The 21064-nt window shown below is 66.8% G+C and carries 16 protein-coding genes; all 16 read left to right on the forward strand.

Features of this window, described 5'->3' with window-relative positions; all coding sequences use genetic code 11:
- Nucleotides 1–23 precede the first annotated feature (23 nt).
- The 16 genes from HZB53_01775 (at nucleotide 24) to HZB53_01850 (ending at nucleotide 21055) form a co-directional block, all read left to right on the forward strand.
- A complete protein-coding gene (locus tag HZB53_01775; GenBank protein MBI5876352.1) occupies nucleotides 24–1040 on the forward strand; it encodes a 2-oxo acid dehydrogenase subunit E2 in 1017 nt (338 codons plus the stop codon).
- Nucleotides 1041–1066: 26 nt separating this feature from the next.
- Nucleotides 1067–1582: a peptide deformylase gene (gene def / locus HZB53_01780; GenBank protein MBI5876353.1), complete on the forward strand. Its 516-nt coding sequence runs from the start codon at nucleotides 1067–1069 to the stop codon at nucleotides 1580–1582.
- Between the two features lie 6 nt (nucleotides 1583–1588).
- Nucleotides 1589–2680, forward strand: a complete 1092-nt coding sequence (locus HZB53_01785) for a DUF1786 domain-containing protein (GenBank protein ID MBI5876354.1) — start codon at nucleotides 1589–1591, stop codon at nucleotides 2678–2680.
- On the forward strand, nucleotides 2658–4862 hold the full coding sequence (locus HZB53_01790) for a hypothetical protein (protein MBI5876355.1): 2205 nt from the start codon (nucleotides 2658–2660) through the stop codon (nucleotides 4860–4862). The genes HZB53_01785 and HZB53_01790 overlap by 23 nt, the downstream gene beginning before the upstream one ends.
- A gap of 23 nt (nucleotides 4863–4885) precedes the next feature.
- Entirely contained in the window at nucleotides 4886–5371 is a 486-nt protein-coding gene (locus HZB53_01795; protein MBI5876356.1) for a GNAT family N-acetyltransferase, read from the forward strand.
- A 17-nt stretch (nucleotides 5372–5388) separates the two neighbouring features.
- Nucleotides 5389–6795 (forward strand): FAD binding domain-containing protein, encoded by a 1407-nt coding sequence (locus HZB53_01800; protein ID MBI5876357.1) that lies wholly within the window; start codon nucleotides 5389–5391, stop codon nucleotides 6793–6795.
- Nucleotides 6792–9008, forward strand: coding sequence for a xanthine dehydrogenase family protein (locus HZB53_01805; GenBank protein MBI5876358.1), 2217 nt, complete (start codon nucleotides 6792–6794; stop codon nucleotides 9006–9008). Before HZB53_01800 ends, HZB53_01805 begins: the two co-directional genes overlap by 4 nt.
- Before the next feature lie 53 nt (nucleotides 9009–9061).
- Nucleotides 9062–9541, forward strand: coding sequence for a GxxExxY protein (locus HZB53_01810; GenBank protein ID MBI5876359.1), 480 nt, complete (start codon nucleotides 9062–9064; stop codon nucleotides 9539–9541).
- A 111-nt stretch (nucleotides 9542–9652) separates the two neighbouring features.
- Nucleotides 9653–10858, forward strand: coding sequence for a 2,3-bisphosphoglycerate-independent phosphoglycerate mutase (locus HZB53_01815; GenBank protein MBI5876360.1), 1206 nt, complete (start codon nucleotides 9653–9655; stop codon nucleotides 10856–10858).
- 74 nt (nucleotides 10859–10932) lie between these two features.
- On the forward strand, nucleotides 10933–11208 hold the full coding sequence (locus HZB53_01820) for a DUF433 domain-containing protein (GenBank protein MBI5876361.1): 276 nt from the start codon (nucleotides 10933–10935) through the stop codon (nucleotides 11206–11208).
- A complete protein-coding gene (locus HZB53_01825) occupies nucleotides 11205–11603 on the forward strand; it encodes a hypothetical protein (protein MBI5876362.1) in 399 nt (132 codons plus the stop codon). Before HZB53_01820 ends, HZB53_01825 begins: the two co-directional genes overlap by 4 nt.
- A gap of 24 nt (nucleotides 11604–11627) precedes the next feature.
- Nucleotides 11628–13337, forward strand: coding sequence for an adenine deaminase (gene ade, locus HZB53_01830; GenBank protein MBI5876363.1), 1710 nt, complete (start codon nucleotides 11628–11630; stop codon nucleotides 13335–13337).
- A gap of 13 nt (nucleotides 13338–13350) precedes the next feature.
- Entirely contained in the window at nucleotides 13351–15729 is a 2379-nt protein-coding gene (locus tag HZB53_01835) for a hypothetical protein (GenBank protein ID MBI5876364.1), read from the forward strand.
- A 115-nt stretch (nucleotides 15730–15844) separates the two neighbouring features.
- On the forward strand, nucleotides 15845–17389 hold the full coding sequence (gene nrfD, locus HZB53_01840; GenBank protein ID MBI5876365.1) for a polysulfide reductase NrfD: 1545 nt from the start codon (nucleotides 15845–15847) through the stop codon (nucleotides 17387–17389).
- A 212-nt stretch (nucleotides 17390–17601) separates the two neighbouring features.
- Nucleotides 17602–20457, forward strand: coding sequence for a molybdopterin-dependent oxidoreductase (locus HZB53_01845; GenBank protein MBI5876366.1), 2856 nt, complete (start codon nucleotides 17602–17604; stop codon nucleotides 20455–20457).
- Between the two features lie 85 nt (nucleotides 20458–20542).
- Nucleotides 20543–21055 (forward strand): NAD(P)H-dependent oxidoreductase, encoded by a 513-nt coding sequence (locus HZB53_01850; protein MBI5876367.1) that lies wholly within the window; start codon nucleotides 20543–20545, stop codon nucleotides 21053–21055.
- The last annotated feature ends 9 nt before the right edge of the window (nucleotides 21056–21064 follow it).

The following is a 21064-nucleotide window of genomic DNA, read 5'->3' on the forward strand; positions in this document are numbered from 1 at the left end:
GGTGGTGTGTAGAGATTGACACGATGGATTTCACGCTTTCCGCGCTGAATGGCGATGGGCCGGTCACGGTGGGCCGCTGGCGGCGGCAGGCCGGCGAGCGTGTCGCAATCGGCGAGCCGTTGCTGGAAGCGCACTCGGCGCGCTTCGATTGGGATATTCCGGCGCCGTGCGACGGTGTGCTTGAAACAGTCGCTGCGTCGGCCGGTGCGCTGGCGACGCCGGGCGACCGGCTGGCGTTGATCCGTCCCGACAGCGTGGCCACGGCGCGGCCGGCGCGTATCTCGCCGCTGGCGGCGCGCATGGCCGCTGCATATAGCCTGCCGCTGGATCGTGTGCCTTCGACCGGGCGAATCGAGCGCGCCGATGTGCTGGCGGCACTGGCAGCGCGCGAAGCACAGGCTGCTGATACGATTCGCCCGCTGACGACGGCGCAGCGCGAGCGTGCCGAGCGTGTGGCGCGCATCGCGCGCGACGTGCCGCACGGCACCGTTACGGCTGCGCTGGATCTGAGCGCGATCGCGGCCGAACGCGCGGCGATGCAGCCGGCGTGGGCGCGGCGCGAGCGCGTGGCATTGGACGATCTGGCCTTCCTGGTTCACGCGGCGGTGGCCGCGCTGTTGGACGTGCCGGAATGTAACGCGACGGTCACAGCCGATGGCGTGCGCTTGCACCGCACTGTTCACGTTGCGATCTCGATTGATGATGGTACGGCTCTGCCGCGTGCTGGCGTGATTGCGAACGCCGAGCGCTATAACATTGTCGGCATCGCGCGGCGGCTGTCACAGGCACAGACCGATGGTTCGCTTGAAGGCGGCACGCTGACGATTCGTTCGCGAGCCGCGCTGCTGGCGACCGATCTGGTTGCCGACGGGCAGACCGCCGTGCTGAACATCGGCCCGGTCGTGGCGCGCGCGGTGGCGGCAGGTGAAGCGGAAACTCAAGTTCATCCGGTCGTGCACGTCAGCCTGACATGCGACCGGCGCGCGGTGAGCGATGCCGCCGCGCAGCGATTCTTGGAGCGGCTAGCGACTAGCAGCTAGCAACTAGCCTGGGAGAGTGCAAGGTGATGTTGGACATTGTGAAGGTGCCGGATCCGATCCTGCGCCAGCGGGCCAAGAAGGTGGCGAAGGTGACCCCGGCGGTGCAGAAACTGCTCGACGACATGGCTGAGACGATGCGCGAAGCGCCCGGCGTCGGGCTGGCCGCGCCGCAGGTCGGCGTGCTCCAGCGACTGATCGTCGTCGATGTGCAGCCGGACGAGGAAGAGCCGGAAGCGCAGTCAGGCTTCTTCCGGCTAGTCAACCCGGAGATCCTGAAGGCGAGCCGCGACATGGAGGAAGGGCCGGAAGGCTGCCTCTCCATTCCGGGCTATCAGGGCGATATCGAACGACACGTTTGGGTCGAGGTTCGCGCGCTGGATCATACGGGCAAGCCGTTCCGCATGAAGGCGCGCGGCTACCTGGCGCGCGTCATACAACACGAGATCGACCACCTCGACGGCATCCTGTTCCTCGACCGGCTCAAGAGCGCGGACAAGCTTTACAAGCTGGAGCCGCAGGAACCGCACGCGGAACCGGCGTAGTTCACCATGAAGATACTCGCGGTTGATGTTGGCACCGGCACGCAGGATATCCTGCTGTTCGACAGCACGCGCGCCATCGAGAACTGCCTCAAGATGGTCATGCCGTCGCCGACGGCGCTGGTTGCTGACGCCATCCGGCAGGCGACGGCCAAGCGCCAGCCGGTCGTGCTGACCGGCACGCTCATGGGCGGCGGGCCGTCGAACTGGGCCGCCGACGACCATATGCGGGCGGGACTGCGCGTCTACGCCACGCCGCAGGCGGCGCTGTCGTTCAACGACGAACTCGAAGCGGTTGCGCGCAGCGGCATCCGGATCATTTCGGACGACGAGGCGAAGCGGCTCAAGCGCGTCAAGCGCATTGAGATGCGCGACTTCTATCTGCCGCAGATCACCTGGGCGTTCGAGTCGTTCGGGCTCTCGCTCGACGACGTGGATGCATACGCCGTCGCGGTCTTCGACCACGGCAACGCGCCCGCCGGCGCCTCCGACCGCCGTTTCCGCTTCGACTTCATCGCCGAGGCGCTCACGGGCGGCGGGAAGCTCTCGGCGTTCGCGTTCCCACGCGACCGCATCCCGCCGCGCATGACGCGCATGCAGGCCACCGCAAGCTCAGTGGAAAACGACAAGCCGCTGCTGATGATGGACACCGCGCCGGCCGCCGTGCTCGGCGCGCTGGAAGACCCGCGCGTGCGCGCCCTGCCGCGCGCCGTGATCGCCAACGTCGGCAACTTCCACACGCTGGCGTTTAACATGGGCGACGGCCAGGTGCGCGGCGTGTTCGAGCACCATACCGGCGAACTGACGGCCGCCGAGCTTGAGGCATATCTGCAGAAGCTGGCGCGCGGCGAGGTGACCAACGACGAGGTCTTCAACGACATGGGGCACGGCGCGCTCGTGTTCGACGCGGCGGCGCCCGCGCCGTCCGACTATGTAGTGATCGGCCCGCGGCGCGGCCTCCTGCGCGGTTCCGCGCTCCAGCCGTATTTCGCCGTGCCGCATGGCGACATGATGATCGCCGGCTGCTTCGGCCTCGTCCGCGCCTTTGCCGACCACGCCCCCGACTGGAAGGACGAGATTGAGAAGGTTCTCGGACAATGAGCGGGTCGCGCTCGTCCTGACCGGCTTCGCCCTTCTCGCCGTCATATACGGCCTCGTCACGCCGATTTTCGAGGGCTACGACGAGGACTCGCACTTCGCGTTTGTCCAGTATGTCGCGAGCGGGCGCGGCCTGCCTCGCCAGCCCGCCGCCGAATACCCGCACCTCGCCAAGCACGAGGCTAACCAGCCCCCGCTGTACTATCTGCTGTCCGCGCCGCTGATCGCCTGGCTCGATACGAGCGACCTGCCCGCCCGCCTCGTCGACAACCCGCACGCCGTCTATTACCCGCCGCCGTACCCGGACAACCAGAACGCCGTGGTGCACCACGACGACGAAGGCTTCCCGTGGCAGGGCGCGGTGCTGGCGGTGCACCTGGTGCGGCTGTTCTCGGTGCTGTTCGGTGTCGGCACCCTTGCCTGTACGTTTGCGCTCGCCCGCACGCTCTTCCCGGCCGAGCCGACGCTCGTCTGGGGCGCGCTCGTCGTGAACGCGCTGATTCCCTCGTTCATTTTTAGCTCCGCGCTGGTCAGCAATGACGGCCTGGTCACGTTCATGTCGGCCTTGGCGCTGTTGCTGCTCGCCCGGCTCTGGCGCGCGTCGTACCGCGATGGCGACTATATCGTGCTGGGCAGCGTGCTCGGCGCGGCGGCGCTCTCGAAGCTGAGCGGCCTCTGGGTCTGGCCGTTTGCCGCACTGGTGCTGGCCGCGCTCGGCCTGTACCGTCGGCAGATCGCGCGCTACTTGCGCGGCGGCCTGATCGCCTTCACCGTCGGGGCAATCATCAGCGGCTGGTGGTACGCGCGGAACTGGGTGTATTATAGAGATGTCACCGGCCTGAACGTCCTGCTCGATATGATCGGGCGGCGCGGCAAGAACTTCACCCTGCTCGACTTCCTGCCGGAGACCGAAGGTATCCGCTGGTCGTTCTGGGCGCTGTTCGGCTGGTTCAATGTGCCGGTCGCCGACTGGCTGTACCGCCTGTATGACGCAGCGCTACTCGTCGCCCTGGCGGGGATGGCCGTCTGGACAGTGCGTGCCGCGCGGCAGAAGCGCTGGGCCGAGCTTGGCTCGCTGGCGCTCGCCGCCGGGTGGTTCCTGACGATCGTGGCTGCGCTCGTCAACCTGAATATGCAGACGATCGTCGCGCAGGGGCGGTTACTGTTCCCGGCGCTCTCGGCCATCGTGATTCTGTTCGTGCGCGGCTGGCTCGTCTGGTTGCCGCCGGCGCAGCGGTGGGCGCGCTGGGCGACGCGCGGCGCGTTGGCGGCGATGCTCGTGCTGGCGATTTACGTGCCGTTTGGCGTCATCGCGCCAGTCTACGCCACGCCCGACTCGCTGATGCTGGCGCAGGCGCGCACCCAGGCGCCGCAGGCGGTTGATGCCCGGATCGGCGACGACGTGACCCTACTCGGCGTCGCGCTTGATGCATCCGTTCTGCGCCCCGGTGAGACGGTGTGGGTGACGCTCTGCTGGCGCGCGGAGCGCAGACCGTCTGAAAACGACCTGTTGTTCGTGCAGTTGCTCGTCGATGGCGACCTGATCGCCGCGCAGAAAGACACGTACAACGGCAACGGCAACTTTCCGACCGGGATCTGGCCGGCGGGCATCGTCTTCTGCGAGCGGGTCCCGCTGGATGTGCGGGTCAGCGCGCCGGACTCGGCGGCGACTGCGTTGGTTATCGGGTTAGCGCGCCAGAATGGTGAGCGTCTACCGGTCATGATCGCCGGCAAGCCATCGGGCGACGCGGTCCGTGTGCCGGCGCCGCCGCTCGCCGTGGCGGCCGGGCAGCAGCGGCTTACCTACGATTGGGGCCATGCGGTGATGCTGACCGACTACCGGCTCGACCGCGCGGTTGTCGCGGCGGGCGGCACGCTCGACCTGACTCTGCGCTGGCGTCTACTGTCGCTGCCGGCGGGGGGCCTCGTGGCGACGGTGCAGGTCTTCGACGAGCGTGGCGTGCGCGTGGCGCAAAGCGATGCGCGGCTCGATCTGCCGCAGGCGCCCGGCGCGGAGTGGGAAGAGCAGCGCGATCTGAAAATCACGCCGGACGCGAAGCCCGGCGTCTATGATCTGCGGGTCGGCCTCTACGAGTCGGGCCGTGGCAGGAACCTGCCGTCGTACCGCGGCCAGTTCGCTCTCGGTGGCGGCTTGCTCTCGCTCTGGAAGATCCGCGTGCCGTAGCGTATGCAGGTGGTGGGGATCGCATGAATCGCATCGAATACACGCACGGGGATGCCGCATGGTTGGAGATCATCCAGCCGCTCTGGGAGAAGCTGAAACGGCACCATGAGCAGGGCTCGCGGCATTTCGCACAGATCTACCGGCAGTTCACATTCGAGCAGCGGCTGCAAAAGTTTCGGGATAGCGGCGCCAGCGCATTTCGCGTCGAGTTGGCCCGCGATTCGGGCGATATGCGGCTCGCCGGATACTGTGTGAGCATGGTTCGCCCGAATGACACCGGCGAGATCGATTCGCTGTATGTGGATGAGCCCTACCGCGGCGCGGGCATCGCCGACACGCTGATGCGCCGCGGCCTCGACTGGCTGAAGGCCAGCGGTGCGCGTTACATCGAAATCAACGTGGCGGCCGGCAACGAAAGTGTCCTTAGCTTCTATGCGCGCTATGGCTTCTATCCGCGCCATACGACGCTGGCCGAAAAGCAAGTGCCGCCGGCGGCGCCCAAATCCTAATGACAGATGCGACAACTATGTGGCAACATTACCATCAACCGGCCAGCCTCGCTGAGGCGCTCGACCTGCTGGCGCAGTATCGCGAGCAGGCGCGCATCGTCAACGGCGGCACCGATCTGCTAATCGAAATCGAGCGCAAGCTGCGCGCGCCGCAAGCCGTCATCGACATCAGTCGTATCGCGGGGCTGGATGTGATCACGGTGGACGCCGGCACGGTGCGGCTCGGCGCGGGCGTGACGCACAATCAGGTCGTCGCGCACCCGTTTCTGCGCGAGCGGGCGTTCGCGCTGGCGCGCGCCTGCTGGGACGTCGGCGCGCCGCAGATTCGCAATCGCGGCACCGTCGCGGGCAACCTGGTCACCGCCTCGCCCGCCAACGATACGATTACGCCGCTCTGGGCGCTCGGCGCATCGGTTGTCCTGCGCAGCGCACGTGGCACGCGCACGCTGGCGCTGCCGGAGTTCTATCAGGGCGTGCGCCGCACGGCGCTCGAACCGGACGAGATGCTCGTCGAGGTTGCGTTCCCACTGCCCGATGCCTCGGCGCGCAGCACGTTCCATAAGCTCGGCCTGCGCCGCGCGCAGGCGATCTCGGTGATCAACGTCGCTGCGCTGCTCGTGCTGGACGGCGGCACGGTGCGCTCGGCGCGCATCACACTCGGCGCGGTCGCGCCGACGATCGTCGAGGCGGTTGAAGCTGGGCGCTATCTGGCGGGCCGCGTGCTAGACGATGCGGCGATTGCCGAGGCGTCGCGGCTGGCGATGGATGCCGCGCGACCGATCGACGACGTGCGCGGCCCGGCTGCGTACCGCCGCGCCATGGTCGGTGTGCACGTTGCACGCGCCTTGCGCGAACTGCGCGACGGTCGCGAGCGCGACGATTTTCCCGCGCATCCGGTGATGCTCTGGGGCGTGAGCGGCGGCCGCTTCCCGCCTGTGTCAGCGGCGGTGCCCGACCGCGCGCCGATCGAGGTGTCAGTCAACGGGCAACAATACGTCTCGGCGACCGGCTACGACAAGACGCTGCTGCGTTTCCTGCGCGAAGACCTGCACCTGATTGGCACCAAGGAAGGCTGTGCCGAGGGCGAGTGCGGCGCGTGCACCGTGCTGTTGGACGGCATCGCCGTGATGGCGTGCCTGGTGCCGGCGGCACGCGCGCACGGCGCACAGATCGTCAGCGTTGAAGGCATCGGCAGCGGCGGGCAGTTACACCCCGTACAGCGCGGCCTGATCGAGTCGGGCGGCGTTCAGTGCGGTTACTGCACGCCGGGCTTCGTCGTCAGCGGCGCGAGCCTGCTGGCCGAAACGCCCGCGCCGACGACGGACGAGATCAAGCAGGCGTTCACAGGCAACCTGTGCCGCTGCACCGGCTATGTGAAGATCGTGGACGCCGTCGCGCGTGCAGCGCAGGAAGCCCACTCATGACGCGCGAGAAACTGCTCGGCGCGCTGGGCGAATCGCACACACGCGTCGACGCGGCCGGCAAAGTGACCGGCGCGGCGGAGTATCCCGGGGACATCGACCGGCCGGGCCAACTCTGGCTCAAGACGCTCTACGCCAGGCGGCCGCACGCGCGTATCAAGCGGCTCGATACCGCGCGCGCGGAACGCGCCGACGGCGTTGTGCGCGTCTTCACGGCGCGCGATATTCCGGTCAACGAGTTCGGTCTGATCATGTTCGACGCGCCGGTGCTGGCGCACGATGTCGTGCGCTGGATCGGCGAGAAGGTTGCGCTGGTCGTCGCCGAGAGCGAGGCGCAGGCCGCCGCCGCGCTCGACCTGATCGATGTCGAGTACGAGGATCTGCCGGCCATTACCGACCCGCACGATGCGCGCAAGCCGGGCGTGTCGGACATCAACCCGCTGCACCCCGGCAACCTGCTGAAGCATATCCCGATCCGCAAGGGCGATGTGGCGCGCGGGTTTGCCGAGTCCGACGTGATCGTCGAAGGCGAGTACTATACGCCGATGCAGGAGCACGCCTACCTCCAGCCCGAGGCGGGCATTGCGTACATGGACGACGAAGACCGCGTAACGGTGCAAGTCGCCGGGCAGTGGACGCACGAGGACCGACAGCAGATCGCCCATGCGCTGGAACTGCCCGAAGAGCGCGTGCGCGTGATCTACCCGGCGATCGGCGGCGCGTTCGGCGGCCGCGAGGACATGAGCGTGCAGATCATTCTCGCGCTCGCGGTGTGGCGGCTGGCGCAGGCCGACATTCATCGCCCCGTCAAGACGATCTGGTCGCGCGAAGAGTCGATCCTGTCGCACCACAAGCGGCACCAAACGTGGATCCGCGCGCGCTGGGGCGCGAAGCGTGACGGCACACTCGTGGCGGCGCAGGTCGAGGTGCTGGCCGACGCCGGTCCGTATGCGTACACGTCGACCAAAGTGCTGGGCAACATGGCGGTCGGCTGCGCCGGGCCGTACCACTGGCCGCACGCGCAGATCGACGCCTATGCCGTGGCCACGAATAACATCCCGTCGGGTGCGTTTCGCGGCTTCGGCGCGCCGCAGGCGCACTTCGCCGCCGAACAGCAGATGAACAAGCTGGCCGAAGCGCTCGGCATCGACCCGGTCGCGCTGCGGCTGAAGAACGTCCTGCGCGAGGGACAGTTGACGACGACGCAGACGCCGCTGCCGGGCGGCCCGGTCGCGCTGCCGCAGGTCGTCGCGCGCTGCGCGGAGGCGGCCGCTTGGGAAGCAAACCGTACACGCCCGCCGCGATCCGGTCCGGTCGTGCGCGGACGCGGCTTCGCCTGCGCATTCAAGAACATCGGCTTCTCGTTTGGTGTGCAGGAAGGCGCCAGCGCCACCGTCGAGATCCACGGCACCAACGAAATCACCGGCGCAACGCTGAGCATCGCCGCGGCGGACTGCGGGCAGGGCTCGCACACGGCGTTGACTCAGATGTGCGCGGAACTGCTTGGGATCGACGTGGCGCAGGTGTCGCTCGTCGCGTCCGACACGGCGACCAGCGAAAGCTTCGGCAGCGCCAGCGCCTCGCGCTCGACCTTCATGGCCAGCAACGCGATTCGCGGCGCAGTGCAGCAGGCGCTTCAGGCATGGACGGAAGAGGAGCGGCCAGCGCGTGCGACCTACCGCTACGACGCGCCGTACACCGAGAACTTCGACCCGCTCACCGGCAAGGCCAAGCCGAACATCGCCTATGGTTATGTGGCGCAGGCGGCCGACGTGGACGTGGATACCGAAACGGGGCAAGTGCACGTGCGGCGCGTCTGGTGCGCGGACGATGTCGGCAGAGCGGTCAACCCGCAGTTGATCGAGGGCCAGATCGAAGGCGCGATTACACAGGCGGTCGGCTTCGCCGTCACCGAGAACTTCGTCACGCGCGATGGCCGCGTGTTGACACCGCACTTCAGCACCTACCTGATCCCCGGCGTGCTCGACGCGCCCGAGCGCGTCGATTCCGTCATCCTGGAGTACCCGGACGACGAGGGTGCCTGGGGTGTGCGCGGCATGGCCGAAATGCCGTTCATCCCGCTCGCCCCGGCCGTCACCGCCGCCGTGCACGATGCGACTGGCATCTGGTTCGACGCGCTGCCGCTGGCGCCGTGGAGGGTGTGGGAGAGACAACGGACGAGAAACGGACAAACGGACACGCGACACCGGACGTAGAACGGACAAACGGATGGGAACTCACAAGCGGACTAACAAGGGAGTCGTCATCAATGGCGCAACAACCTCCCGGAATGCGGAAACCCGGCCTGGCAGCCGGTGCCCCGCATGCTGATCTGACCTATCAAATCATCGGGTTGGCCATACAAGTGCGTGATGATCTCGGGCCTGGTCACCGCAAAGCCGTTTATCATAACGCATTGCGGGCGCGCTTTGCAGGAAAACTCGATTTTGCGGATGAGCCGCGTCTTGCGGTTCTCGATGAAGATAGCAATGTCGTATTCAAATACAAGCCAGACTTTGTCATCGCCGGCGAAGTCATCGTTGAAATCAAAGCACATTCGCACCCACTGACACGGAATGAAGTTGCACAAGTACTCGACTACTTTGCAGCCTCGGACTGCAATGTGGCTTTGTTGATCAATTTTGGCCGCTTCCGCCTTGAGTGGAATCGCCTTTTTCCACCCGGGAAGATTCTAGAGCATCGGGAGTCACGACAGCGCAAGGGCACGAATCGTCCGCCCAATCCGTGAGTAACGGAACAGATGCCGGCGCCGTCCGTTCGTCCGACGCGTGTCCGTTGTCTCGTCCGTTTGTCCGTTGCATGTCCGTTGTCATATCCGTTGACAAGAGGAACTACACCCATGAACCACTTCTCAACCCTTAAACCGCTGCTGCTGCAAACCGACTCCAAGATCGTGTTGCTCGTGATGGACGGTCTGGGCGGCCTGCCGCGCGAGGCCGGCGGCCTGACCGAGTTGGAGACGGCGCGCACGCCGAATATGGATGCGCTCGCCGCGCACGGCCAGCTTGGCCTCAGCGTGCCAATCGCGCCCGGCGTCACGCCCGGCAGCGGCCCGGCGCATCTCTCGCTGTTCGGTTATGATCCGCTCGAGTTCGTCATCGGACGCGGCGCGTTGGAAGCGCTCGGCGTCGGCTTCCATCTCACCGACCGCGACGTTGCCGCGCGCGGCAACTTCTGCACCGTCGACGCCGCCGGCAACGTCACCGACCGGCGCGCCGGACGCATCGCGGACGAGGTGAACCGGCGCTTGTGCGGCATCCTGTCGCAGATCAAGGTCGATGGCGCTACGATCATCGTCAAGTCGGTCAAAGAGCACCGCTTCGTGCTGATCATGCGCGGCGACGGGCTGTCGGGCGATCTGTCGGAGACCGACCCGGGCGTACTCGGACGCCCGCCCGCGCCGGTCGCCGCCGGGTCGCCGGCGGCGGTGCGCGCAGCCGCTGTTGCCAACGAGTTCGTCGCCAAAGCGCGCGATCTGCTCAAGAATGAGCACCCGGCCAATATGGTGCTCATGCGCGGCTTCGCCAAACATCCCGGCTTCCCGACGTTCGATCAGGTCTACGGCCTTAAGGCGGGCGCGGTCGCCGTCTACCCGATGTATCGCGGGCTGGCGTCGCTGCTCGGCATGAGCCTGCTGGAGACCGGCCCGACGATCGCCGACGAGTTCCGCACGGTCGCCGCGCACTGGAATGACTACAACTTCTTCTTTGTTCACGTCAAGAAGACCGACTCGATGGGCGAGGACGGCAACTTTGACGGCAAGGTGCACGTTATCGAGGACGTCGATGCCGCGTTGCCGATTCTGACCGCGCTCAAACCCGATGCGCTGCTGATCACCGGCGATCACTCGACGCCGGCGACGTTCAAGTCGCATTCGTGGCATCCGGTGCCGACGCTGCTCTCCTCGGTCTGGTGCCGCGGCGAAGGTGCGGTCAAGTTCGGCGAGCGCGACTGCTTGCGCGGCGCGTGGGGCGCCTTCCACGCGACGAGCATCATGCCCGAATTGATGGGGCATGCCGGCAAACTGGCGCGCTACGGAGCGTAAGCAGGCACTTGTGTATAATGGCGTTGGAGGAAATGATGAAGACCAACGGTAACCGGGCCCGCGCGCCGCGCCTCATGCGCGAGACGCTCGGCGGTGCGTCCTATGAATACTACCCGCTGGGGCGGCATGTCGTCGCCGCGCCGGGCATCTGCGGCGGCAGGCCGACGTTCAAATACACCCGCATCGAAGTCAAACTCGTGCTTGACCTGCTTGCCGCCGGTTGGACGATTGAGCGTGTTGTGGCCGATTACCACCGGCCGGAGGTCACGCGGGCGGCGATCCGTGAAGCGATCGGCATGGCGGGGAAAGCCCTGGTTAAGTCCGCGTCGGTTCTCCAGATTGCCGCGTGATTGTTCTTGACGAGCAGATCGATCGCCGGAGCATCGCGACCGGCGTTGCGGCCTGGTATTCGGGCAGGGTTGTCTCGATAAAGCACTTGCGCCCGCGCACCGTCATCAAAGACGATTCCATCGAACTCCTGCTACGGGCAGTTCGGAGCCCGGCATTTGTTACCATCAACCTCAGAGACTTCTGGCAGGTGATGCACGCCAGTCCACGTTACTGCGTCATCTGCATCGACTTGCCGCAATCGCAAGCCGAGGAGATTCCGGCGTTACTGCGACGACTCTGCACGTTATCCCGATTCAGAACCAGGGCATTGCGCATGGGCACTGTTATCTGTGTTCGCCCTACCCGTATCGAATACTATCAAGCCGAGAGGACGCTCGTAACTACCGCATGGTGAGTTGCAGAGCCGAAAGGTAAGCCCGTGGACCTCCCCAAACTGCTCTCCGTTGCGCGCGGCGACGAGCCGGCCGATCTGCTGATCAAGAACGCACGGCTGATCAACGTCTTCTCGACGGAGATCTACGACGCCGACGTGGCCGTGCTGGACGACCGCATCGCGGGTATCGGCAAGGAGTACACGGCGCGCGAAACCGTCGACGTGAAGGGTATGTACCTTGCGCCGGGTTTCATCGACGGCCACATTCACATCGAATCCTCGATGATGAAGGTCTCGGAGTTCGCGCGCGCGGTCGTGCCGCACGGGACGACCGCCGTCGTCGCCGACCCGCACGAGATCGCCAACGTGCTCGGCCTCGATGGCATCCGCTACATCCTCGAATCGGCCAAGGACGGCCCAATGAGCGTGTACGTCATGCTCTCGTCGTGCGTGCCCGCCACGCACATGGAGACGAGCGGCGCGCGCCTGACCGCCGAGGATCTGCAGCCGTACCTCAACCACAAATGGGTGCGCGGCATCGCCGAGTTGATGAACTATCCTGGCGTGGTGAATGGCGACCCCGATATGCTCGCCAAACTCCAGATCGGCCGTGGTATGCGACTGGACGGCCACGCGCCCGGCCTGACTGGCAAAGGGCTGAACGCGTACGTGGCGGCCGGCGTTGGCTCCGACCACGAGAGCACCACACTGGCCGAGGCGCGCGAGAAGCTGCGGCTGGGCCAGTACGTCATGGTGCGCGAGGGCACGACCGCCAAGAACATGCAGGCGCTGCTGCCGCTGATCAATCGCGACAACAGCCGCCGCTTCATGTTCGTGAGCGACGACCGCCACCCGGACTATCTGATGGGTCTCGGCCACATGGATCACTCGATCCGCATGGCGGTCAGCCTGGGGCTGGATCCGATCACGGCCATCCAGATGTGCACCTGCAACACGTCCGAATGGTTCAACCTGCGCAACGGCGGCGCGATCATGCCGGGCTACTTCGCCGACATGGCCGCGTTCACGGACCTCAAGCAGATCGACGTGCGTATGGTCTGGCGCGGTGGACGGCTGGTCGCGCGCGACGGCGCGCTGCTGCCCGGCATCAAAGGCGGGCGCGATGTGCTGATCCGCTCAGCCATGAACGTCGCGTGGGACCGGGTGGACTTCAAGGTCAAGGCGGCCGGCTCGCACATGCGCGTGATCGAGGTCATCCCGGACCAGCTGGTGACCCGCGAAGTGATCGAGCCGGTTAAGCGTATCGGCGAGTACGCCGTCTCGGATGTGTCGCGCGACGTGCTGAAGCTGAGCGTCATCGAGCGCCATCAGGCCTCGGGTGCGATGAGCAGCGGCTTCGTGCGCGGCTTCGGGCTGAAAGGCGGCGCGCTGGCGGCCTCGGTCGCGCACGACTCGCACAATATCATCGTCGTCGGTACCAACGACAACGACATGCTCACGGCGGCGCGCGCCATCGGGCGCATGGGCGGCGGCTACGTCGTCGTGAACGACGGCGAAGTGCTGGCGCAGGTGCCGCTGCCGATCGCCGGGCTGATGACCGATCAGCCGCTGGAGATTGTCAACGCGCAGGTGGAGGACATCCTGCAGGTCAGCCACCAGTTGGGCGTCGAGTTGGGAAACCCGTTCATGGCACTCTCGTTCCTGGCGCTGCCCGTTATCCCCAGCCTGAAGCTGACCGACCAAGGGCTGGTCGATGTCGATCAGTTCAAGCTCGTGCCGCTGTTTGTCGACTGACCGGTTCCCTCCCATGCCCGAGACACCGGACGCTGCCGTCCATCCCCTGCCATTGAAGCGCGTTGCCGCCGCCGAAGAGATTCGCCGCGGTGCGGCGGGCTTTGTCGGCCGAACGCGGGAGCTTGAAACGCTCTCGCAGTTGGTGCTCGGCGACGGGCCGGCGCCGCGCTGGTTGTCGTTCGTCGGCGCGGCGGGCATCGGCCGCACACGGCTCGCGCAGCGCCTGGCATCCGACTGGCTGGCGGCGTTCCCCGATGGTGCGGGCTGGCTCGATGTCTCGCAGGTGCCCGACGCGGCCCTGCTGTCGGGCGCCGTGGCGCATGCGCTCGGCATGCGCGAGCAGCCGGGTCAAACGGCGCTGGAGGCGCTGGCAGCGTCGTTGCAGAACGCGCGCATCTTGCTGGTGCTTGACGCATGCGACCATCTGCGGCCGGCCGTCGACGCGCTGATCGCGCGCCTGCTCTCTGCCTGTTTATATTTGAGCGTGATCGTCACAGCGGACGAGCCGCTGCTGGGCAGTAGCGAGATTGTCTGGCGTGTTCCCGCGCTGGTCTGCCCCGATGATGATGTTCCTCCCCGCCTGCTGGCGCAGCACGATGCATCGCTCTGGTTTATCGAGTGCGCCGCGCGCCGCGGCTTCAATGTCCCACTGGCGGTCAAGCCGTCGGTAGCGCTGGCGCATCTCTGCCGCCTCCTCGACGGCGTGCCGCTCGCCATCGAACTGGCGGCTGCGGGACTGCCCGCCATGCCGCTCGCCGACCTCGCGCAATCCATCGATGAGCGCTTCAAAGGGATGGCGCGCGGCCATCTGTCCACGGTGCCGCGCCCGCAAATACTGCGCGTGATGATCGACTGGAGCATCAACCGCCTGTCGCCGGATGAGCGCGTGTGGCTGATTCGGTTTAGCGCCTTCCCCGGCGATTGCGGCTTGGATGCGCTGGCGCGTCTCGGCCCGGCTTCGGAAACCGGCGTGGAGCTGTTGCCGGGTGTTCTGGCGCGTCTGGTCGATACGGCGCTGGTGGTCAAGCGCGAATCGGATGCCGCGCCGTGCTGGCGGTTGATCGATCCGGTACGCCATGAACTGCGTGAACGGCTGCGGCAGTCCGGCGATGAAGACGCCGTCATGCAGCGCGCGGCCGCCTTCTACGCGGAACTGGGCGCAACGCTGCAGGCCGCCTGGCATAGCCCGGAAGCGGCGACGGCGCTGGCGCGCGCGCGGCGCGAACTGCCCAACATCCGCGCGCTGCTCGCGTGGGCCTGTGCCGCGCCGGAGCGGACGCCGTTCGGCTGGCCGCTTGCCAGTGTGCTGGGCTGGTTCTGGGATGCGGAAGGGCTGTTTACCGAGGCACGCTTCTGGTGCAGCGCGTTGCTGCGCGCCGGCACGACTGAACCGGGGCCATGGAGCGCGCGCTTGCTGCACATGACCGGCCGGTTCGCCCGGGCGCAGGCCGATGGCGACGCGGCAAAGCGGCTGCTGGAGCAAAGCGTGGAGGTGTTCCGGGCGCTGCCTGATGCTGGGGCCGAAGCCGTGGCGCTGGCCGATTGGGCGCGTGCCACGGCAGACGATCAGGCGCTGGTTCGCCTCGACGCCGCGCTCGACCTGGCTCGCTCCGGCGGGCTGGTACGAGAGACGGCTGCCGTGCTTGTTGCGCGCGGCGATCTGCTGTCGGCGGCTTGCCCCGCCGACGCGGCGACGGCGTATCAATCGGCGGCGCTCACGTCCCGGCAGTTGGGCGATAGCGTCCAATTGCTGGACGCGCTTATCGGGCTGTGTCGCCTGCGCCTGTCTGCCGGCGATCTGGATGGCGCGCACGACTGCCTGGTTGAGTGCCTCACATTGGCGCGCAACCTGAATCACGGCCACCGGCTGGCCCGGGTGCTGTCGCTGGCCGGGCAACTGGCGAGCCTCACGGCGGATTCGACTCATGCTGCGTGCCTTTATGCCGATGCCGCCGCTCTGCTCCGCGAGCTGGGCGCGCGGGATGGGCTCGCGCGCGTGCTCCGCGCGGAGGGCACGGCGCGGCTGGCGGCGGGCGAACCCGGCCGCGCGGCCAGCCTGTTCCGCGATAGCCTGTCGCTGTTGGCGGCCATGAACGACCGGCGCGAGATTGCCGTGACGCTCGCCGCGCTGGCTTGCGCCCTTGCGCCTCAGCCGGCTATCACCCTCGGGGCGGCGGCGCGTGCCATCCTCAATGCATCGGGCGGCCGCCTGGACCCTGCCGGCGAGGCGTCGCTGCAGCACGCCCTCACGACGGCGCGCGCCGCCGTTGGCGATGTGGTATACCAGGCCGCCTGGCAATCCGGCCGCGCCATGACGCTGGCCGATGCGCTTGCCCTCGCCCGGATGCCGGCCGAGCAACACCGAGCGGCGCGTGACGATGATGCGGTTTGATTTTTCGGCCGCGCTCAGTACAATAAAACTGCCCGGCCGGACGCGCGCAACGCGCCCGCTGCTCTCACCAGGCTCGTTCTGCCCCGCTGGATATATCGCGCTCCACAGGTGAGTTATGACGGTCCAGAATTACGGATTCCTGATCGACAATCGCCGCTGTATCGGCTGCCACGCCTGCACCACCGCCTGCAAGGCGGAAAACGCCGTGCCGGTGGGCGTCAACCGCACTTGGGTCAAGTACACCGAGAAAGGCGTCTTCCCGGACACCCGCCGCTACTTCCAGGTCACGCGCTGCAATCACTGCGCCAACCCGCCGTGTGTGCACATCTGCCCGACGGCGGCGATGTTCCGGCGCGCCGATGGCATCGTGGAGTTCGACAACGCCTACTGCATCGGCTGCAAGGCGTGTCTGCAGGCGTGCCCGTACGACGCGATCTACATCGACCCTGACACACACACAGCCGCGAAGTGCCATTACTGCGCGCATCGCACCGACATCGGACTGGAGCCGGCCTGCGTGGTCGTCTGCCCCGTGCACGCCATCATTGCCGGCGACCTGTCCGACGCGGACAGCGAGATCGCGCGCGCGGTGAACACGCAGCCGGTGCGCGTGCGCAAGCCGGAGCAGGGCACCAAGCCGAAGCTGTTCTACATCGACGCCGAGGAGTCGTCGATCGTGCCGGGTCTGGCCCGGCAGGACGGCGGCTTCCTGTGGGGAACCCGACCCGAGGGCGACGACTGGCGCGGACCGCTCACGGTGGGCGAGGGCCGCATGGCCGGCGCGCTCGTCAACACGGCCGGCGCGCCGCGCGAAACGTACAACGCGCCGCATCGCGTGCCGTGGCACTGGCCGGTGCCGACGTACCTCGTTACGAAGGCGCTGGGTACCGGTTTCTTCATGATCACCGCGGCGTTCCTGCTCGGCATGGAGCCGCCGCCGCCGAGCGCACTGACCGTCGTGCCCCTGTTGCTGTCGCTGCTCTTCACGGCCATCACGACCGGCCTGCTGGTGCTCGATCTCGACCAGCCGAAGCGCTTCTATTACATGCTGATCCGCCCGCAGTGGAAGTCGTGGCTGACGCGCGGCGCGTTCGCCCTGATTGGCTTCTCCGCGCTGGCGGCGCTCGTCCTGCTGACGCACCTGATGGCGTTCGAGGAAACGGTGCAGTTGTTCGCCTGGCTCGGCATGCCGTTCGCCGTGCTGGCGGCGGTCTACACGGCGTTCCTGTTCGCGCAGGCCGAGGGGCGCGATCTGTGGCAAAGCCCCCTGCTGGCAGCGCACCTGTTTGTGCAAGCCGTAATGGCCGGCGCGGCCGGGTTCCTGATTCTCAAGCCGTTCATTCCGAACATGGGCGATGGCTATGGCCTGCTGCTCGGCATCAGCGTGGCGGCCAACCTGCTGCTGACGCTCGGCGGCGAGTTTGCCGTGCCACATGCCTCGCAGGTCGCCTCGACCGCCGCGAATATGATCACGCACGGGCGCTACAAGAACTGGTACTGGTTCAGCGTGCTGGGCGGGCTGGCCGCGCCGCTGGCGCTCGTTCTGCTGGCGGGCAGCCAGCCGCTGGCGGGCCTGCTGGCCGGTGTGCTGGCGCTCGCCGGGCTGTTCGCCTACGAGTGGGCGTTTGTGATGGCGCCGCAGCAGGTGCCGAACAGCTAAGTCGCACTCAGAGAAAGCAAGCCCGAAACGCCTTGGATGACTCAAACCCAACACAAAGGCACGAAGACACCAAGAAAGACAAAAGCCTTTCTTTGTGCCTTTGTGGCTTTGTGTTGAAATCTTGCATACCAATCGACGTGTTGATCGTGCCGACTATGTCCGCATGTCGTCACAGCGAAGGAACTTGAATTGCCGCACGGGGATAGGTCTCTATGAGCATCACCCAGCTTCCGATTCAGCAAACCGCCGCCGGCGAGCGCATGCAGCAGTACCCGCCCGCCGCGCAGTGGGACGATTGGGTTGAGTGGGACCCGAAGCAGTGGCCGCGCAAGGCGGCGAAGCACTACACGCTCGTGCCGACGGTCTGCTTCAACTGCGAAGCCGCCTGCGGCCTGCTGGCGTATGTCGACCGGGAGACGATGCAGGTGCGCAAGTTCGAGGGCAACCCGGCGCACCCGGCCTCGCGCGGGCGCAACTGCGCCAAAGGCCCGGCCACGATCAACCAGGTGACCGACCCGGACCGCGTGCTCTACCCGCTCAAGCGCGCCGGCAAGCGCGGCGAGGGCAAGTGGGTGCGCGTCACGTGGGACGAGGCGCTCAAGGACATCGGCGCGCGCATCCGCAAGGCGATTGTCGAGGGCCGGCACAACGAGGTCATGTACCACGTCGGCCGCCCCGGCCATGACGGCGTGATGGAGTGGATCCTGCCGGCCTGGGGCCTCGACGGCCACAACTCGCACACCAACATCTGTTCGTCGGGCGCGCGCGCCGGCTACGCCTTCTGGATGGGCTTCGACCGCCCCAGCCCGGACCATGCCAACGCCAACGTCATCCTGCTGATCAGCAGCCACCTTGAAACGGGGCACTACTTCAACCCGCACGCCCAGCGCATCATCGAGGGCAAGCTGGCCGGCGCGAAGCTGATCGTGATAGACACGCGCCTGTCGAACACGGCTTCGATGGCCGACAAGTGGATCGCGCCGTGGCCGGGCTCCGAGGCGGCGATCCTGCTCGCGATCGCCAACCACCTGATCACGACCGGGCAGTACAACCGCGACTTTGTGCGCACGTGGGTCAACTGGGAGCAATCGCTGAACGCGCTGAACGGCACCGAGGGCAAGAAGTATACCTTCGAAGAGTTCGAGGCCGCGCTGAAGCAGCAGTATGCTAATTACACCTTCGAGTTCGCGGCCAAAGAGTCGGGCGTCGACGCCGGCATTCTGCGCGGTATCGCGGCGGACGTGGCGAACTGCGGGGGTAAGCTGTCGGCGCACACCTGGCGCAGCGCCGCCTCGGGCAATCTCGGCGGCTGGCAGGTCGCGCGCTGCCTCTGGTTCCTGAACGTGCTGACCGGCAGCGTCGGCAACGCCGGCGGCACTTCGGCCAACGGGTGGGACAAGTACGTGCCGCGCATGCACAAGCAGGCGCCGCACGTCAAGCGCTGGAACGAGCTGAACTGGCCGCCCGAGTACGCGCTCAACTACTTCGAGATGAGCATCCTCTTGCCGCATCTGCTGAAGGACAAGCGCGGCCGCCTCGAAGTCTACTTCACGCGCGTCTATAACCCGATGTGGACGAACCCCGACGGCTTCACCTGGCTGGAGGCGCTGCGCGACGAGTCGATGATCGGTTGCCACGTCGCGCTAACGCCGACCTGGAACGAGTCGGCCTGGTGGGCCGATTACGTCCTGCCGATGGGCCATGCGCCCGAGCGCCACGACCTGATGAGCCAGGAGACGCACGGCGGCCAGTGGATCGCCTTCCGCCAGCCGGTCCAGCGCGTGGCGATGGAGCGCATGGGCAAGCCGGTCGCCAAGACGTACGAGGCGAACCCGGGCCAGGTCTGGGAAGAGACCGAGTTCTGGGTCGACCTCTCGTGGGAGATCGATCCCGACGGCTCGCTTGGCATTCGCCAGTATTTCGAGTCGCCGTACCGCCCCGGCCAGAAGATCACGATGGACGAGTACTTCGGCTGGATGTTCGAGAACACGGTGCCCGGCCTGCCGGAAGCCGCCACGAAGGAAAGCCTGACGCCGTTACAGTACATGCGCAAGTACGGCGCGTTCGAGGTTCGTGCCGGCGCGGCCGGCGAGTTCGACCGCGCGCTGACCGCCGACGAGTTGCAGGGCACGCGCACCGACGAGTCCACCGGTATCGTCTACACGCAGGCGCCGGCGGGGCCGGCGAAGAACATCGTGCCCGCGCCGGCGCCGGTTGCGCATCCCGAGCTGGGCCGCCCGGTTGGCGTGGTCGCCGGGGGCGTGCCGAAGTTCGGCTTCCGCACGCCGTCACGCAAGCTGGAGTTCTACTCGACGACCGTGCGCGACTTCGGCTGGGGCGAGGTGGCGATGCCGGCGTACATTCACAGCCACGTCCACCCGTCGAACATCGACCGCGCGAAGAACGAGTTTGTCCTGCTCTCGACCTACCGCCTGCCGACGCTGATCCATACGCGCAGCGCCAACGCGAAATGGCTGGTCGAGATCTCGCACAGCAACCCGACCTGGGTGCACACCAGCGATGCCGCGCAGTTGGGCGTCGGCACCGGCGATCTGGTGCGCGTGACGACCGAGATCGGCTATTTCGTGGACAAGGTCTGGGTGACGGAAGGCATCCGCCCCGGCGTCGTCGCCTGCTCGCATCACCTCGGCCGCTGGCGCCTGGCGGAAGGCGAGGGCAACAACCGCATTGCCTCCGCGCTGGTCGAACTGTCGGAGTCGAACGGCGAGTGGCGGCTGAAGCAACTGCACGGCGTCCAGCCATACAAGTCGAGCGACCCGGACACCGAGCGCGTCTGGTGGACCGATGCCGGCGTGCACCAGAACCTGACGATGCCGGTCCAGCCCGACCCAATCAGCGGCATGCACTGCTGGCACCAGAAGGTGACGGTCACGAAGGCGCAGCCGGGCGACCGCTACGGCGACGTCTCGGTCGACACGCAGAAGGCGCACGAGGTCTACCAGCGCTGGCTGGCCATGACGCGCCCGCCGACCGGCGAGTGGCGGCGGCCGCACTGGATGCTGCGCCCGTTCCGGCCCGATGTGAGCGTGTATAAGCGGGCGAAGTAACACCGAGCGGGCGACACGGCTTCACGCGCGAAACGTCTGAACTGCCGCTTGACGACACAAAACCCGACCAAAGGAATCTGCCGCTATGCCCAATCCAGCGCATATCCTCATCCTCTACGCACCGGACAAAAAGATGGTCAACGACCTCGCGCAGGCGACCGCCGAGGGTGCGCAGTCGGTCAAGCGCGCCGAGGTATCGTTGCAGACGCCGAAGCGCACGACCAAAGCCGACCTCGTCGCCGCCGATGCGCTGATCATCGGCACGCCGAACTGGACCGGCATTAAAGGCTCGCTCAAGCTGTATCTCGATAACACGGGCGACCTGTGGGAGGAGCATGTCCTCGCCGGCAAGGTCGGCGCGGCGTTCACCGCAAGCGACGGACGGCACTCCGGCACCGAGTTCACCCTGCTCACCGTCCTGCACTGGATGCTCGGCAACGGCATGGTCATTGTCGGCCTGCCGTGGACACCGGTCATGGCGCGCTCCGGATCGTACTACGGCGCAACGGCGGCGGGCGAAATCACGGCGGAAGATCTGGACCAGGGGCGCGCGCTCGGCCGCCGCGTCGCCGAGTACACCGTGCGCCTCAAGAAGTAAGGAGACCCC

Source organism: Chloroflexota bacterium, from assembly GCA_016235055.1.
Classification (GTDB): Bacteria; Chloroflexota; Anaerolineae; order JACRMK01; family JACRMK01; genus JACRMK01.

Coding starts and splice junctions, on each gene's coding strand:
- HZB53_01775 (MBI5876352.1), top strand. CDS start 24: ATGGATTTCACGCTTTCCGCGCTGAATGGCGATGGGCCGGTCACGGTG.
- def (MBI5876353.1), top strand. CDS start 1,067: ATGTTGGACATTGTGAAGGTGCCGGATCCGATCCTGCGCCAGCGGGCC.
- HZB53_01785 (MBI5876354.1), top strand. CDS start 1,589: ATGAAGATACTCGCGGTTGATGTTGGCACCGGCACGCAGGATATCCTG.
- HZB53_01795 (MBI5876356.1), top strand. CDS start 4,886: ATGAATCGCATCGAATACACGCACGGGGATGCCGCATGGTTGGAGATC.
- HZB53_01800 (MBI5876357.1), top strand. CDS start 5,389: ATGTGGCAACATTACCATCAACCGGCCAGCCTCGCTGAGGCGCTCGAC.
- HZB53_01805 (MBI5876358.1), top strand. CDS start 6,792: ATGACGCGCGAGAAACTGCTCGGCGCGCTGGGCGAATCGCACACACGC.
- HZB53_01810 (MBI5876359.1), top strand. CDS start 9,062: ATGGCGCAACAACCTCCCGGAATGCGGAAACCCGGCCTGGCAGCCGGT.
- HZB53_01815 (MBI5876360.1), top strand. CDS start 9,653: ATGAACCACTTCTCAACCCTTAAACCGCTGCTGCTGCAAACCGACTCC.
- HZB53_01820 (MBI5876361.1), top strand. CDS start 10,933: ATGCGCGAGACGCTCGGCGGTGCGTCCTATGAATACTACCCGCTGGGG.
- HZB53_01835 (MBI5876364.1), top strand. CDS start 13,351: ATGCCCGAGACACCGGACGCTGCCGTCCATCCCCTGCCATTGAAGCGC.
- nrfD (MBI5876365.1), top strand. CDS start 15,845: ATGACGGTCCAGAATTACGGATTCCTGATCGACAATCGCCGCTGTATC.
- HZB53_01845 (MBI5876366.1), top strand. CDS start 17,602: ATGAGCATCACCCAGCTTCCGATTCAGCAAACCGCCGCCGGCGAGCGC.
- HZB53_01850 (MBI5876367.1), top strand. CDS start 20,543: ATGCCCAATCCAGCGCATATCCTCATCCTCTACGCACCGGACAAAAAG.